The organism is Lactonifactor longoviformis DSM 17459 (genome assembly GCF_900129135.1).
In the GTDB taxonomy this organism is placed as follows: Bacteria; Bacillota; Clostridia; order Lachnospirales; family Lachnospiraceae; genus Lactonifactor; species Lactonifactor longoviformis.
Genome location: NZ_FQVI01000013.1, coordinates 104,548 through 119,110, shown reverse-complemented (window position 1 = coordinate 119,110; position 14,563 = coordinate 104,548). Strand labels below are relative to the sequence as shown.

Below are 14,563 nucleotides of genomic sequence, written 5' to 3'. Positions count from 1 at the left end.
AGCAGATAAATTTTACCACAAAAAGAGGATTTTCAACCACTAAAGTGTATTGAAAATCCTCTTTTTTTATTCGGACTGTTTTTTCACAGCCTCCTCTTATAATCTCAGCATTCTTTTTTGTCCACCAGCCGCTTCAGCACAGAGCATAGCTGTTCAATGGCAAGGGGCTTACTGATATGAGCATCCATCCCCGCTGCCAGCACGACAGAAACATCCTCTGCAAAGGCATTGGCCGTGGTTGCGATAATGGGGATGCTCCTCCCGTCGTCACGTCCGCTGGCCCGGATATGTCTGGCTGCCTCACATCCGTCCATGACTGGCATCTGGACATCCATGAGAATCGCATCGAAATACCCTGGTTCTTTCTCCATAAAACGCGACACAGCTTCCTCCCCGTTCTCTACCCCTTCAACCTCCGCTCCATTCATCTCAAGAAGCGTGGCAGCGATCTCCATATTCAATGCATTGTCCTCCGCCAGCAAAAGCCGCTTTCCCCGTAAAGAGTCCCCGGCAATTTGGGACTTTGACTCTGTCATGCCAAAGGCACCGTTAGTAACCCCAACAATTACATTGTAAATGGAGGACTGGAACAATGGTTTTGAGATAAAAGCATTCACTCCCACACTACGTGCTTCTTCCTCAATCTCTGACCAGTCATATGCCGAAATAATGATGATTGGCGTATCCTTTCCGACCTTTTCCCTGATCTGTCTGGCTGTCTCTATCCCGTCCATCTCCGGCATTTTCCAGTCAATGAAGCAGACATCAAAGCCCTGGCCGGCCTCTGCGGCTAAAACCGCACGGTTCACGGCCTCTCTGCCGCTGAGCACCCACTGTGCCTGTATTTTCATTTTTTTCAGCAATAGAGCGGTATGCTCGCAGATATCCTGTTCATCGTCTACTACAAGGACATTCAGAGCTTCCAGGGTCTCCTCCGAAAATGTCTGCAGGTCCACACTGCTGTGCTCAAAGGGAAGTTCCACAGTGAACGAGGTCCCCTCGCCGGGCTTACTTTTCACCTCTATATATCCCCCCATCAGTGCAATCAGATTCTGGGTAATGGACATTCCAAGTCCGGTCCCCCCATATTTACGGGCAATAGACGCATCTGCCTGCTCAAAGGGCGTGTACAGCCGTTCCAGCGCATCTTCATCCATCCCAATTCCCGTATCAGACACAACAAAGCGCAGCCAGCTTATCTTTCCCTGCGGCTTCAGATAACTCACCTCCAGACTGACTTTCCCGCCCCGGGGTGTAAACTTGATGGCATTGGAAACCAGATTCAGAAGGATTTGATTCAGCCTCAGAGAATCGCCTATATATGTAGTATGATCCGGAAAGTTTGTAGTCTTCTCAGCAAATTCCAGCCCCTTGCTAGCGGCCTGGGGATAAACTACGGACACAAAGGTATTGAGGAACTGGTAGAGCTCAAAGGGCTCCCGGTTCAGCTTCATTCGGTTGCTCTCGATTCTGGACATATCCAGCACATCGTTAATGAGCATCAGCAGATGCTTGGAAGAATAACTAATCTTCTCCAGACAATCCTCCACCCGGCTGCGATCCTGAATGGATGCTGCAGCAATTGTAGTCATTCCGATAATTGCGTTCATTGGCGTACGTATCTCATGACTCATGCGGGAGAGAAAGTCCCGCTTGGCGTTATTGGCATTCTGTGCACTTAACAAGGCGTCCTGCAGTGCCAGACTGGCCCGGTGCTCCTCTGTCCGATCCGTCAGCGTCATAATATATTCCATGTCCTGCCGGCTGCCGATCCGGTATCCACGGACCTGCAGCCAACGTGGCTCCGGGCTTTTCGGATGCTGATACTCAATGACCGCATCCCAGGATTCCCTTGTGCCAGTCTCTACCTCCCTTTGTATTCCGGAGGCTGCCTCCGCCTCCATGTACTGGTAGATAAGACTGCGGTCTTTCCGAAGGACATTGGCAGACAGCCCCAGAACTTTATCTGTACTGTTTGACACAAACTGACATTCTCTCTCCTCTTTCCCAAAAATAAGAAAAGCCTCATCCACGGTATCAGATAGGATCTCAAACTGGCGGCTTTTCTGGTAAAGCCGGCGGTTTGTTTTCCTAATCACGGACTGGAAAAAGAGCAGAGCCAGTGAAACTAAAATCATGAGAAGCAAAGACCATACCACCGTAGACTTACTCATATGATCCGCGGAAGTGAAGATGTTCCGCTCTGTATTTCGGACAAAGGCCAGGATCTGCTGCGCATTACTTTCTAACTCTTCATAAAGGGGATAGAGATGCTTCTCCTCATAGGCAGCGATATCACTATTTACAGAATCAGGGAGGGCCGCAAACTGAAGCAGAAGCTCTTGTTCCTTCCGAATGTCTGTATAGGTATTCCGAAGCCTGTCTGTATCCTCCTCCGGGCCCAGATACAGATCATCAATTTCATCAATCAAGCCTTCCATATCTACATAGAGATCGTTCAATGCCGTCTGAACCTTTTCAATGTCCTCTCTCCGGTTGTAGGACTGCAGACGTTCCGTACGGATACGCATCTGTGCCAGATCCGTTTTAACATCGCTGATATCTCCGTTTACGGCAAAGGGGTGCTCTGTGAGCAGACGAATCTGCGAGGCAAGCTTATGGTTGCTGAAAAGGGTCACGATCAGGAAAAGGAACAGCAGCGCCATTAGCGTAACCGTTCCTATCCAGTATATTTTCCTGTTGGAGGCAATATCATGTACTTCTTTTTGTCTGTTCATTCTAACTCCGTTCTTCGTACGCCCTAATATAACGTCCCTTATGCATGCCTTCGGAGTTGGCATACGCTTTTACATATTCATGACATTATTTTATGAAGAATAGAATAAAAGTCATCTTCCTCCTATTATATATGACTATTTTACATAAATCAATATATCCCTTAAGAAAAGCCTTCTTTGTACTTTATAGGCTACTGTTCCTGCACAAGCGCCTGCACTTCCTCCCTTGACGGCATAGCACGAATTGCTCCTTTTCTTGTGGTGACAATCGAAGCTGCCGCATTGGCAAAGGAAAGCATTTCTTCCAGGCGGCTCTCGTCCAGATGATCCAGTCCGTGTTCCAGGACATATCCCAGGACACAGGCGCAGAATGTATCACCGGCCCCGGTAGTATCTACTGTATGATCGGATATAAAAGGTTTGCAGTACACCTTTTTTTCATTGCAGTACCCGATGCTTCCCTCCTTTCCCAGAGTGACATTCATAAGTCTCGGGGATGCATATTTTCGTATTTCTTCAATTCCTTCATCGTAGGACGATTTTCCCGTGAGCCACTGTATCTCGTTATCTGCAATTTTTAAGATATCGCAGTTCTTAATCCCATACCAGACTGCCTCTTTTGCCGCCTCCTCTGAACCCCACAGGGGAGCCCGGTAATTGGGATCAAAAGAAATCAGGGCCTTTGCCTCTTTTGCACAGGACAGAGCCGTTTTTGTGGCTTCTGCCGCCGGTTCATCTGTTAAAGATAAGGTCCCAAAGTGAAAGATTCTGCAGTTCTCTATGAGATCCTTTGGAAGTTCTTCTTTCCTCAGCATAATATCAGCTCCCGGTTTTCTGTAAAACGAGAAGTCTCTGTCCCCGTCCTCCTTGTGATGTACCAGGGCCAGAGTTGTCTTTACTTCCTTGTCGTAGAGCAGGCCTTCTGCCGATATACCAGTCTCCTGAATGACACCGCCGAGCATTTTCCCAAAAAAATCGTCTCCTACCTTGCCTATAAAAGCTGTTTTATAACCCAGCTTCTCCAGCATAGAAAGCACATTACAGGGTGCGCCCCCCGGATTCGCCTCAAATACCGGATTTCCCTGATCACTGATTCCGTTTTGAATAAAGTCAATCAATAATTCCCCCAGTGCAGTTACATCATACATTTTCCCAGTCTCCTTTCGGGATATCTTTTATCAATCATTTTATCTAAGTAACTCTATTATTGTTTACTCCGGGGGAAAAGTCAATAGTTTTTTATTCATGATTCCCATTATGGTGACCATTTCTATGCGTTTTCCCCGGACTTCCGCTGCTGTCGCCATCGTCCGTCTCATTCGCTTCCCCATTCCGATGTTTCCCTCCCTGTTCGTGTTCTTTGATCTGGTGGTGAATATCGGACATTGTCATATCCCTGCAGTCCTCCACGGTAACTGTCTCATCGTATTGAGAAAGCTTCAGATAGGCAGAGTATTTACCCAGAGATACCCCATGGTGGTGAGCCTCGGTCACCGTTCCAATGTCTGCGCTGATGCTCTCCCCGCCGTGTTCCATACAGCCGGAGCAATTCTCTATCCCCGTGCGAAGTTCCCGCTTCTTTTCCCGGTTCTTTGCAGCAACCGTAAATACCAAATCGGATTCAGGGGTCAGATAGGCGCTCTTATCTGCGCTGTCCAGAATCAGGTCAATGGCTTCTGTGTATTTCTTTCCCTTTACCGCTAAACCTTCCAGAATAACCTCTCCATCCTCATTGTATGCGGTAGCAGATACTACACGGTCAAAGCGGTTCAGAGCAAGCTCAACGGAAGGATTCACGTCAATGCTGACATAGGAGACAGGTGTCCCCATGACAGAATATCCGCCTATACCGGCCAGAAGCATCAGCATAACGCAGACTGCGGCGATTGTCCGGTACACAGCAGGGCGAAAGAAATGCGCCGTTCTTTTCCGCCGCTCTGCCTGCAGAAATGCCGCGGTAGATTCTTTCAATTCCTCACTCGCTTTTACAGGTTCAAACATATCATGGATTCTATTCGCCAAATTCTTCACCTCCCAGCTTTTCCCTCAGAAGTCCTCTTCCCCTTGATAATAAGGAATAAATGGTGTTTTCCCTTTTTCCCAAAATCGTACTGATCTCAGCTGCCGAGTATCCCTCAAAATAGTGAAGATAGATAACATCCTTATATTTACCCGGAAGTGTCAATACAGCCTCAAATACTTCCTTCTCCCCATCCTCGGGGTATACGGCAGTTTCATTCATGATGTCCAGGGGAACTGTCCTCTGGCGGAAAAAACTTTTCAGAAAATCTTTGCAGGCATTTACCGCCACCCGGATGATCCATGCTTTTTTATGTTCCTCATCCTGAAACTCCATATCGCTGAGCATATACTTTAAGAATACATTCTGAAATATATCCTCCGTATCCGCCTTATTTTTCAGATGATAGTAACAGATGCGCTGAACCATATCCGCGTATGTTTCTACCGCACTGTTTACATCATTTTCACTCCTCACCTACGCACCTCCCCCGGTATTCTTATAGGTAGTATACCGCAGCAGCGGCTGCTTTGACAGACTTTTCATCTTATCTTTCCCGCGTAAGCGGCAACAGGCAGCGGTCGCTTGTGACCGCTGCCTTATACCGGATATTCTTTTATTTATGATGTTTTCCATGCCCGCGGCCGGAAGAATGATGTGCCCCGGATGCGTGATGAGTTCCGGAAGAAATACCGCTTCTCTTACATGTATTATGGCTGCTGTGTTCGTGGTGCGCCTCCCCGTCTGTTTCTTTATTCATACAGTTGTCACACACACCGTCCTGATCCTCATCCGCATACTCTGTACAGCGCTGATTACAGGTATCACAGATACCGTCCCCGTTCATATCCGCATATTCGCACCGGATCGTTTGGTGCTCTTCCGCTGTATTAATATCGGCACCAAATACCACCGTACCCATAGTAAATACAAGTGCTGCCGCTGCCCCTAACGTTATCAGTTTCTTCATGTTTGTTTCCCTCCTACATGTGTTATATATTTTGTTTTATATAAGTAACACGATTGAGAGAAGGAAAACCTTGCATCATTTACATATATATTTTATAATTCCAGGATACGTCTGCTCCCCAAATAGGTTGCAATAAAGTATACCCCATAAACCGATAAAATCACCAGCGCTCCAAAACCAATGACGGAAGCGATTACCGCCAGGTGCAGCCCTTCAAAATACCGGAAAACGGCAAACACAGTTACCGCAGAATGGAGGACTGCCAGAACCAGCGGAAGCCCGAAATATACTCTGAGCTGCTTCCTTAAAGACCGTCTCATGTCCCTTTTGGATACGCCCAGTTTCTTTAAGATACCGTATCGTTCTATATTATCGGAAGACTGGGATAACTGGCGGAGTGCCAAAACCGCGCCTGAGGTAATCAAAAATGTAATGCCCAGGTAAATCCCCAGGTATGTCACAAGAAGATTATCAGAGCTTAATGACACCAGCGCTTCCTCACGGGACCACATTACATATCCGTTCAGGCCCGCGTCTACCCACCGGTTATGCAGCTCAAGATTCAGGTCATCCCCCTCCCGGGTAAAATTAAAGTTCATAAACCATCTCTGAGGGGTAAGGCTTTCAGCTAAATGCTGGGGGACAATCAGCGTTCCCTGCTCGGCTAATATGTTAGTATTCTCCCAGCCGTGGTGAAATATTCCGTCATCCGCCATCGTCAGGGTGCTGTCCCCAAGCTTCAGCGGCCGTGGCTCCTGTTGAAAGACTTTTAGGATCTCTTTCATGGCCGGAAAGGCATAGCTTACCGCGTATTCCCCTTCCGCCAGCTGAACCGGGGGCAGGTTCTGCAGAGCAAGTATACGGTTATAGTCTTCCAATCCTATTATGGTAAGGGGAACCTTCTCTGCTTCTCGCCCTTCTTTCCCAGACAGGAATCCTGCTGTAATCTCGGGGCTTTCATAAGTCCAGAAGTCTGCATACTCGTCGGAAAACTCATTTATGCGGAATCCCGACTGACTCAAGTATTCCAGGGGATCTCCCCCGGCCTCTGTATTCCCTGCCATTGGAGCATAAAAAATAGTGCCGTCATAAGGCGTTGCATTTTCGATCCCATTCATGACAAACTTCCCTAATCCCGGCCCTAATATGGTCAGGGAAAACGACAGGAAGAGCAGAACAGCTGTCATTGCCAGGGAGCTGCCCTCCGTTTTCAGCCTGGAGGTAAACTGGCTTGTTGTAAATATATGAATGCCGCGGTAATACCGCCTCTTGTTTCTCTTCATTAAGCCTGTAGATATTGTAAGGGCTGACCTTAAAAAGCATACTGTTCCGATGATTACCAGCAGTCCGCCCACAGCCAAAGCTTTAAAGGTATCCTTTTCCGACATCACAAACACAAGTCCATATCCGCCCAGGATAAACAACACAGAGATAATGCCCAGCAATACGGAAAAGCCCCTTTTCCCCTCACCTGCTGTCTCATTCTTCTTCCCTGCATGGAGCATTTCCAGAAGGCTCATTTTCTTTAGTTCTTTTACATTGAACATATGGACAAAAAGAAACAGAATTCCAAAGAAAAGGACGCTTAATACAATTGCCTTCCCTGAGATCATAAAATGGTAATTTGTCAGGCTGATACCAATCAGCCTGGCGGTTGCCAGCGAAAGAAGCTGGGCAGCAAATATTCCCAGGCCAATCCCCGCCAGCAGAGACAGTACACCTATCTGCAGGGTTTCCCTCATAAGCAGCCGGTTCAGATCCTTTCGCTCCAGCCCAAGCACTGCATATATTCCCATCTCCCTCTTTCTGCGTCTCAGCAGGAACCGGTTGGCATAAACCACCAGTGCACCCATGATAATGCATACCAGCACAGAAAATACGGTCAGTACGGTGGAGGAAAATGCAAGATAGCTCAAAGGATCCTCAAGCCCCAGAGAGGCAAACTGTGTGCTGATGGAATTAAAGCTGTAAAACAGACAGACAGAGAGCATCAGTGTGAAAAAATAGATAAAGTAATCCTTCGCAGATTTTTTTACATTCTTAGATGACAGCTTCCGGAAGAATCCATGTAAAGATGATTGGCTTTCAAACCTCTTTCTATTAGAAAGCATAATTATTATCACCTCCTAGGAAAGAAATCACCTGCATAATTTCATCAAAGAATTTCTTCCTGCTTTTCTCACCCCGTACCAGTTCATTAAATATCTGTCCATCCTTAATGAATAGTATGCGTTTGCAGTGGCTTGCCGTAAAAGCATCGTGGGTCACCATCAGTATGGTAGCTTTTTTTCTCTCATTTAATATGCTCAGGCTCTCCATAAGCATTCCAGCTGACTTTGAGTCAAGGGCTCCTGTAGGTTCATCCGCAAGAATCAAAGAGGGCTTTGTCACAATGGCACGGGCACAGGCAACCCGCTGCTGCTGGCCCCCGGACATCTCATATGGGTACTTATCGAGGATGGCTTTTATCTCCAGGTCGTCAGCTACTTGTTCGATCAGCCGTGATATCTGGCCGGGTTTGACACCGTTGATGGCCAGGGCCAGGGCTATGTTGTCCCTTCCTGTCAAAGTATCCAGAAGATTAAAGTCCTGGAAGATAAATCCCAGCTGTTCCCTCCTGAAACGTGCCAGTTTATTTTCACTCAATGCTGTGATATTCTGCCCCTGTATCAGGATCTGTCCCGCAGTGGCCTTGTCAATGGTTGAAATACAGTTTAAAAGGGTTGTCTTTCCGCTCCCCGAAGCCCCCATAATCCCAATGTATTCTCCCTGTTCCACTTCAAAGCTTATATGGTTGACGGCTTTCGTAACAGCGCCTTTTGTTTTATAAAATTTCTGCAGATTCTCTACTTTTAACACAGGATTCATTTCCTACACCTCCATCATTTAATAGGTCCAGTGTAGCATGGAGACTAATTTGCTGCCACGTCCTTACCTAACAGCAACATTACAATTTTGAAATGTTAAACCAATCCTGTTTCTGCCTCTGAAGCCAATGTCAGCTTAAGTTCAAAGACGGCTCCCTCCCCTTCACGGGAAGACACCGACAGTTCAGTCCCCAGCTTTCTGCACAGTGTATCACACAGATAAAGTCCCATACCCGTAGACTTCCCATATTTCCTGCCATTTACACCGGTGAATCCTTTTCTGAAGATTCTGCCCAAATCCTCTGCCGGTATCCCGATCCCATTATCCTCTATTGACAGGGTCACTGTTCTTCCTGTCTGTACAGCAGAAAATGAAATCTCTGAACTGCGCTCCGAAGAGCGGTACTTTACCCCATTGGAGATAATCTGCCCCAGCACAAAGTCCATCCACTTGGGGTCTGTGAACACTTCATAGTCCAGAGACCCAAACTTCGGCACTACCTGCTGCGCGATCATATACTTCGCATTGTGCTTAACCGCGTCTACAACAAGGGTTCTGAGAGAGACCCTGCGGATCTTATAGTCGTCCTGCAGACTGCCGCTTTTACTGTAATACAGCATCTGGGTGACAAAACCTTCCACCTTATCCATCTCTTCCGAAAGGCTTCTTGTTGCCTCGCTCCGGTTATTTTCCATGATTAGTCTGGAGACTGCTATGGGAGTTTTCACTTCATGTACCCACGTCTCCACATAATCCATGTACTCCTGCAAATCCCTTTGATGTGCCGCAATCCGGTCATTCATATATTTTTCATCCTTCTGCAGAATACGGTACAGAATTGCCCCCTCCAGAAAATGAGGCTCCTTCAGGAATTCGGAAAGATACGAGATTTCCTGCAGATTATCCGATGCCTCAAGAAGTCTGTCGTAAAACTCCTTTCTGGCAAGAAAGCCCTGAAGCAGAATCAGAAAAAAGCCTGCGGCGTAGAATCCCTCCACAACACAGGCTACGGCAAAGGGGGTGCCAATCAGCCAGAGTATGCCGCCCCCCGCAGCAAATACAAAAACAAAGATAAGGAAAGAAAGCCATCTGTCCCTGCAATAGCACATAAAATTCATACCAGATACCCCTGTCCCCGTTTTGTTAGAAGATAGTCCGGAAGCCCCAGATCTCCTATCTTTTTCCTCAGCCGGTTTATATTGACGGTCAGTGTACTGTCCTCCACGAATTCTTCCATCTCCCACAATTCCTGGATTAATTCTTCCCTGGACACAATGGTCCCCTTATGATCCATCAGCAGCTTCAAAATGCCAAGTTCATTTTTCGTCAGCTCCACACTTTTCTCTCCGCAGGACGCCTTACTTTTGCCAATGTCCAGCGTCAGCCCTTTGTGAACCAGTATCAGGCTGTTTTTGCGCCCGTGGACCCGCTGCAGCACTGCGGCTATGTGGGCCAGCAGGATATGGATATTGTAAGGCTTTGTGATAAAATCATCCGCCCCTACATTCAGGCTCATCAGCTCATCCATATCACTGTTTGAGCTGGTGACTACAATCACCGGAAGATCCGACACCTCCCTGAGACTGCGGCAGATATAAAAGCCATCATAGACCGGAAGGCTAAGATCCAGCAACACCAGATCCGGAGCCGCTTTTAAGATATCTTCTGTCACTTGTTCAAAGCGATCTGCACATATACAGTCATAACCATTTTTTACTAATATACTCCGCAATTCCTCACGCAGCCGGATATCGTCCTCTACAACATATATTCGCTCCATTCATCCTCCTACTGAAATAAAGTTCTGCCATCAGTATACCATTATACAGATGATTGTAAAAGAGGGGTGGAATAACTTGGCGGCAGTTATTCCATCCCTCTCCCGGGCTTTCTCTTATCCGGAGAATCCCCCTGTCTCTTTGTCTCAGCGGTTAGACGTAAATTCAAAATCCGTCTGGATCGTGGGCTCGAACCTTTCAAAAGCGATATCACGGATATATCTTCCTGTCTCATCCTTCTCTGCGAACAGCATCCTCACATTGTCACGAACCCCCTGTTCAATGTCCCGGATGGCGCCCTCTGCTGTAAATTCTATCTGACAGCGGCGGCAGCGGGAGAAGAATCGGATGGCACCCACATTTGCTATGAAGTCCGGAACCATGTCCACATTTCTTTTGCGGAGTATGTCATCTGCCTCAGCGGATACCGGGATGTTGGCCCCCTCTACCAGCAGCTTGTCCCCCAGTAAGTCCACATTTCCAGCATTGATTACATCCTCAAGAGCAGCAGGTATCAGTATATCACAGTCTACATCCAGCCATTCTGTATTCGGGCGGACAGCGTAATTTTCAGGAAAATAAGCAGGATCCATCTCACCGTACTGATTCTTGTGGGCAATCAGTTCGGCAACGTCAAGACCATCCTCGCATACCGCCAGGTTCTGAGCGTCCGCGATTCCTATCACTGTGTACCCCAATTGCTTCATTTTGGCGGCACAGCTGGCGCCTACGCACCCAAAGCCCTGTATTACCACACGGGCACCTCCGGCTTCCCTGTGCCGGATTCTCCATGCCTCATCTGCGGCAAAGGCTACGCCATAGCCTGTCATGGCATCGTTTAACGTGAACCCGTCAATCATGGCATCCACCAGTATGGGAATCTGTTCGCGCCCTTTGATACATACCGGGTCCTCACAGTGAGTTTTGGTAGCCGGAACCCGCATCCCCAATTCCTCGAAGATCTTATAAAAATCAGGTCCTTTGGTTCCCAGATCAGCGCCGATCCCAAGACCGAGATCCACATAGGGGCGAATCGCCTGTATAAATCTTTTCAGTACCTCATAGGCATCCGGCGCTTTGCTGTCATATACAATCCCTGCTTTCATCCCTCCGCAGTCATCGGCACCGGCGGCATTGTACTTGTATGCCATCATCTTGGCCAGACGGATAACCTCCTCCTTCGTGACAGAGGGATGCATACGGACACCGCCCCCGGAGTAATGCTCTACCAGGTTGTACACACACAGCCATCCCTTTGCCTCTGATTTTGTATCGTTCCATTCTACGATTGCATATGGTTTCATAATAGTTCTCCTTTCCTCTCGTTCCTTGTTTCGCTGCAGCTAGGTATCTTACTGCTTTCCTTTTAAGTACTTGTTTTCATAATCTCTTGTTATAGCATACACATCCTTTCGGAGAAGTACCAGGACCACCAGACTCAGCATAATGAGAATTGCCACATTGCTGTCTCCCACCCGCCAGAGGATATCCACGCGTTCCACAAACACAGGATTGGTGGAAAAAACAGCCATCAGGCAGATCAGAAGGCGGTATATATTAGAAGCAATCTTGCTCTTTGTAAAATAGCGAAGGCAGATCTCTCCATAATAAGCGCACATAACGGCTGTCGTAAGGGCAAAAAAGATGACTGCCGCCATGACAAAGAGATTCGCCAGCACAGGCGCTTTTAGTCCCCTGGCTATAGCCTGAGTAGTGAGGGCAGCACCGCTTTCCCCGCTCTCCCAGCTTCCGGTAATTAAGATCGCAAACGCTGTGCAGGTACAGATAATAGTATCTATCAGCACCTCACTGATGCCCCACATTCCCTGCTTGGCCGGATGATCTACATCGCTGGAGGCATGGGAAAATGCCGTATCCCCCATTCCTGCACCATTCGAATAGAATCCACGGGCAAAACCATACCTGGCCGCCATTGACACCGTAGCCCCGCCGAACCCTCCGGCAGCTGCCTTTGCATCTGTCACTGCATACTTAAAAATAAGTTGAAATATGTATGGGATTTTGGTGAAATTCAGCAGCAGAATCAGCACTACAATAGCCATATAAGCCACCGACATAAAAGGGACAATCCGCTCGGCCACCTTACTGATACGTTTTAAGCCGCCTAACAGTACCACTCCCATCAACCCCGATGTGACGACGCCTACCAGCATAGGAGGCACATGTGTAAAACACGTAGTAACAGAAGATGCAATGGTATTCACCTGTACTGCCGGTGCATTGAGATTAGAGACTACATAAGTAGCCGCGTAAAACACCGCCAGCCATTTAAACCGCCTGCCCAGTCCCTTCTCCACGTACCACATTAAACCGCCCCGGTACATACCTGTCTCCGGATCTACCTCCCGGTATTTTACGCCCAGGGCTATCTCTCCGTATTTGATAATCAGCCCGAGAATGCCTGCAAGCCAGAGCCAGAAAACTGCTCCAGGCCCGCCGAGGGCAATGGATACGGCTACTCCTGCGATGTTGCCAACCCCTAATGTATTGCATAGGGCCATACACAGGGCCTGGAAGGAGGATATTCCTTTTTTTGTTGTCCCGGCCGCCGTACCCCGAATCTGCCGCCCCAGTGTGGAGCTTATGCTGTGCCCAAAATAGCGGAACTGGAAGCCTCTGGTCCCTACGGTATACATTAGGGCAACAATAGTAAGAAATATAAGCATAGGAATTTCCCAGAGGAAATCACCGAGTTCGATGTATTTGTTGATTACCGACATGATTCCATCAATTACCATCCTATTCCTCTTCTCTATTAACTTCTAATCTGCGGGCATCTCCATCTCATGAAGCCTTTTATCAAAAACCAGCTCCATCTCTGTTCTCTTTATCAGTTCCTCTCTCTCAATCTCCGCGTTCATGGCCGTTACTGCAAACCGCCCCCCGCGGCGCTCCAGGATACAGAATTCTGTCACCACAACGTCCACACAGGCTACCGCAGTCAGGGGCATGGTACATTCTTTCAGAAGTTTAGGAGCTCCTTCCTTTGTGCAGTGTTCCATGGCAATGATTACCTTTTTGGCACCGCACACCAAATCCATGGCGCCGCCCATGCCAGGAACCCCCTTGCCGGGAACCATCCAGTTGGCCAGATTCCCCTTGGCATCCACCTGTAATCCTCCCAGGACTGTGGCATCCAGATGACCGCCTCTTGCCATGGCAAAAGCTATGGAGCTGTCAAAGCAGCAGCCACCCGGAAGGAGTGTCACATACTCACAGCTGGCGTTGATCAAATCTCTGTGGCCGGTCTTCCAGTCACTGTCCTCGCCTCCGTGCTCTGCTTTCCAGCGCTGCATCTCTTCCTGGGTGCCGGTGATGGTGGCATCCTGTCCCACACAGCCATTTTCCCCGTGCAGCCATACGGTAATGTCTCTTGGAATATAGCGCCCTACCAGGGTAGGCATTCCCACTCCCAGATTCACAAAATCACCATCGTGCAGCATATTCGCAATATTAAGAGCAATGATCTCACGTTTGCTGTACATCTGCTGCCCTCCTCTCCGGCAGGACCACCTGATCTACAAAAATACCAGGCAGCTGCACCAATTCCGGGTTGATTTCACCCAGCTCTACCAGTTTTTCCACCTCCAGAATGACTGTATCCGCAGCCATTGCCATAAGCGGATTAAAATTGGCAGAAGAATACTTGAACACGGCATTGCCCATAGAATCTGCCTTGTAGGCCTTAACCAGAGCTACATCCGCCCGGAGCGGCAGCTCCAGCAGATACTCCTTGCCATGAATAACTTTTTTCTCCTTCCCTTTTTCAGCAATGGTGCCAATTCCCGTGGGCGTATAGAATCCTCCGATCCCGGACCCGCCGGCCCGAATGCGCTCTGCCAGGGTGCCCTGGGGGATCAGTTCATATTCCAGTTCTCCCTTTTGAATCAGTTCATTTACAAAAGGATTGGCCCCGATAAAGGAGGCACATACCCTTCGGATCCTTCCGCCTGTAAACAGTTCTCGGATGGCCTCCGCAGGAAAGGATGAGGTATTCGCAAAGCCTATGTCTTCCGAAATTGTGGTGAGATTATTTACCGGACGTTTTGACAGCTCCCTCAGCAGTCCCAGGGGACAGCCGGAAATAGTAAATCCCCCTACCATTATGGTACTGCCGGAACGAATGGAATCAACCGCCGTCTCCAGTCTTGTTACTTTGTCAATCATA

Annotated in this window: 13 protein-coding genes; all 13 read right to left on the bottom strand. The window is 48.2% G+C overall.

Annotated features, from left to right (window positions below; genetic code table 11):
* Positions 1-104 precede the first annotated feature (104 nt).
* The 13 genes from BUA56_RS13170 to BUA56_RS13110 all read right to left on the bottom strand — a co-directional run bounded on the left by BUA56_RS13170 (position 105) and on the right by BUA56_RS13110 (position 14,562).
* Entirely contained in the window at positions 105-2,738 is a 2,634-nt protein-coding gene (locus tag BUA56_RS13170) for a hybrid sensor histidine kinase/response regulator (protein WP_072852476.1), read from the bottom strand.
* A 191-nt stretch (positions 2,739-2,929) separates the two neighbouring features.
* Entirely contained in the window at positions 2,930-3,886 is a 957-nt protein-coding gene (locus BUA56_RS13165; protein WP_072852474.1) for a carbohydrate kinase family protein, read from the bottom strand.
* A gap of 91 nt (positions 3,887-3,977) precedes the next feature.
* Positions 3,978-4,760, bottom strand: coding sequence for an anti-sigma-I factor RsgI family protein (locus tag BUA56_RS13160; protein ID WP_072852472.1), 783 nt, complete (start codon positions 4,758-4,760; stop codon positions 3,978-3,980).
* Complete coding sequence (locus BUA56_RS13155) at positions 4,750-5,235, bottom strand: RNA polymerase sigma factor (RefSeq protein WP_072852470.1); 486 nt, start codon at positions 5,233-5,235, stop codon at positions 4,750-4,752. Before BUA56_RS13155 ends, BUA56_RS13160 begins: the two co-directional genes overlap by 11 nt.
* Positions 5,236-5,374: 139 nt before the next feature.
* Positions 5,375-5,728, bottom strand: a complete 354-nt coding sequence (locus BUA56_RS13150) for a hypothetical protein (RefSeq protein WP_072852468.1) — start codon at positions 5,726-5,728, stop codon at positions 5,375-5,377.
* Between the two features lie 92 nt (positions 5,729-5,820).
* The gene (locus tag BUA56_RS13145; protein ID WP_072852467.1) at positions 5,821-7,839 is read right to left on the bottom strand and encodes an ABC transporter permease; all 2,019 of its coding nucleotides are present in this window, start codon (positions 7,837-7,839) and stop codon (positions 5,821-5,823) included.
* Positions 7,829-8,596, bottom strand: coding sequence for an ABC transporter ATP-binding protein (locus tag BUA56_RS13140; RefSeq protein ID WP_072852465.1), 768 nt, complete (start codon positions 8,594-8,596; stop codon positions 7,829-7,831). The genes BUA56_RS13145 and BUA56_RS13140 overlap by 11 nt, the downstream gene beginning before the upstream one ends.
* 95 nt (positions 8,597-8,691) lie before the next feature.
* Positions 8,692-9,714, bottom strand: coding sequence for a sensor histidine kinase (locus BUA56_RS13135; protein ID WP_072852463.1), 1,023 nt, complete (start codon positions 9,712-9,714; stop codon positions 8,692-8,694).
* Positions 9,711-10,376 carry a response regulator transcription factor gene (locus BUA56_RS13130; protein ID WP_072852461.1) on the bottom strand — a complete coding sequence of 222 codons (666 nt, stop codon included), beginning with the start codon at positions 10,374-10,376 and terminating at the stop codon, positions 9,711-9,713. Before BUA56_RS13130 ends, BUA56_RS13135 begins: the two co-directional genes overlap by 4 nt.
* A 144-nt stretch (positions 10,377-10,520) precedes the next feature.
* Positions 10,521-11,678: a Glu/Leu/Phe/Val family dehydrogenase gene (locus tag BUA56_RS13125; protein ID WP_072852459.1), complete on the bottom strand. Its 1,158-nt coding sequence runs from the start codon at positions 11,676-11,678 to the stop codon at positions 10,521-10,523.
* Between the two features lie 48 nt (positions 11,679-11,726).
* Entirely contained in the window at positions 11,727-13,133 is a 1,407-nt protein-coding gene (locus tag BUA56_RS13120; protein WP_072852457.1) for an alanine/glycine:cation symporter family protein, read from the bottom strand.
* Between the two features lie 24 nt (positions 13,134-13,157).
* Entirely contained in the window at positions 13,158-13,880 is a 723-nt protein-coding gene (locus BUA56_RS13115) for a 3-oxoacid CoA-transferase subunit B (RefSeq protein ID WP_072852455.1), read from the bottom strand.
* Entirely contained in the window at positions 13,864-14,562 is a 699-nt protein-coding gene (locus tag BUA56_RS13110) for a CoA transferase subunit A (protein WP_084067928.1), read from the bottom strand. The genes BUA56_RS13115 and BUA56_RS13110 overlap by 17 nt, the downstream gene beginning before the upstream one ends.
* Between the last annotated feature and the right edge of the window lies 1 nt (position 14,563).

Excerpts from the sequence above, each read along its gene's own strand:
- BUA56_RS13170 (WP_072852476.1), bottom strand. The coding sequence starts at position 2,738 with ATGAACAGACAAAAAGAAGTACATGATATTGCCTCCAACAGGAAAATA.
- BUA56_RS13165 (WP_072852474.1), bottom strand. The coding sequence starts at position 3,886 with ATGTATGATGTAACTGCACTGGGGGAATTATTGATTGACTTTATTCAA.
- BUA56_RS13150 (WP_072852468.1), bottom strand. The coding sequence starts at position 5,728 with ATGAAGAAACTGATAACGTTAGGGGCAGCGGCAGCACTTGTATTTACT.
- BUA56_RS13145 (WP_072852467.1), bottom strand. The coding sequence starts at position 7,839 with ATGCTTTCTAATAGAAAGAGGTTTGAAAGCCAATCATCTTTACATGGA.
- BUA56_RS13140 (WP_072852465.1), bottom strand. The coding sequence starts at position 8,596 with ATGAATCCTGTGTTAAAAGTAGAGAATCTGCAGAAATTTTATAAAACA.
- BUA56_RS13135 (WP_072852463.1), bottom strand. The coding sequence starts at position 9,714 with ATGAATTTTATGTGCTATTGCAGGGACAGATGGCTTTCTTTCCTTATC.
- BUA56_RS13130 (WP_072852461.1), bottom strand. The coding sequence starts at position 10,376 with ATGGAGCGAATATATGTTGTAGAGGACGATATCCGGCTGCGTGAGGAA.
- BUA56_RS13125 (WP_072852459.1), bottom strand. The coding sequence starts at position 11,678 with ATGAAACCATATGCAATCGTAGAATGGAACGATACAAAATCAGAGGCA.
- BUA56_RS13120 (WP_072852457.1), bottom strand. The coding sequence starts at position 13,133 with ATGGTAATTGATGGAATCATGTCGGTAATCAACAAATACATCGAACTC.
- BUA56_RS13115 (WP_072852455.1), bottom strand. The coding sequence starts at position 13,880 with ATGTACAGCAAACGTGAGATCATTGCTCTTAATATTGCGAATATGCTG.
- BUA56_RS13110 (WP_084067928.1), bottom strand. The coding sequence starts at position 14,562 with ATGATTGACAAAGTAACAAGACTGGAGACGGCGGTTGATTCCATTCGT.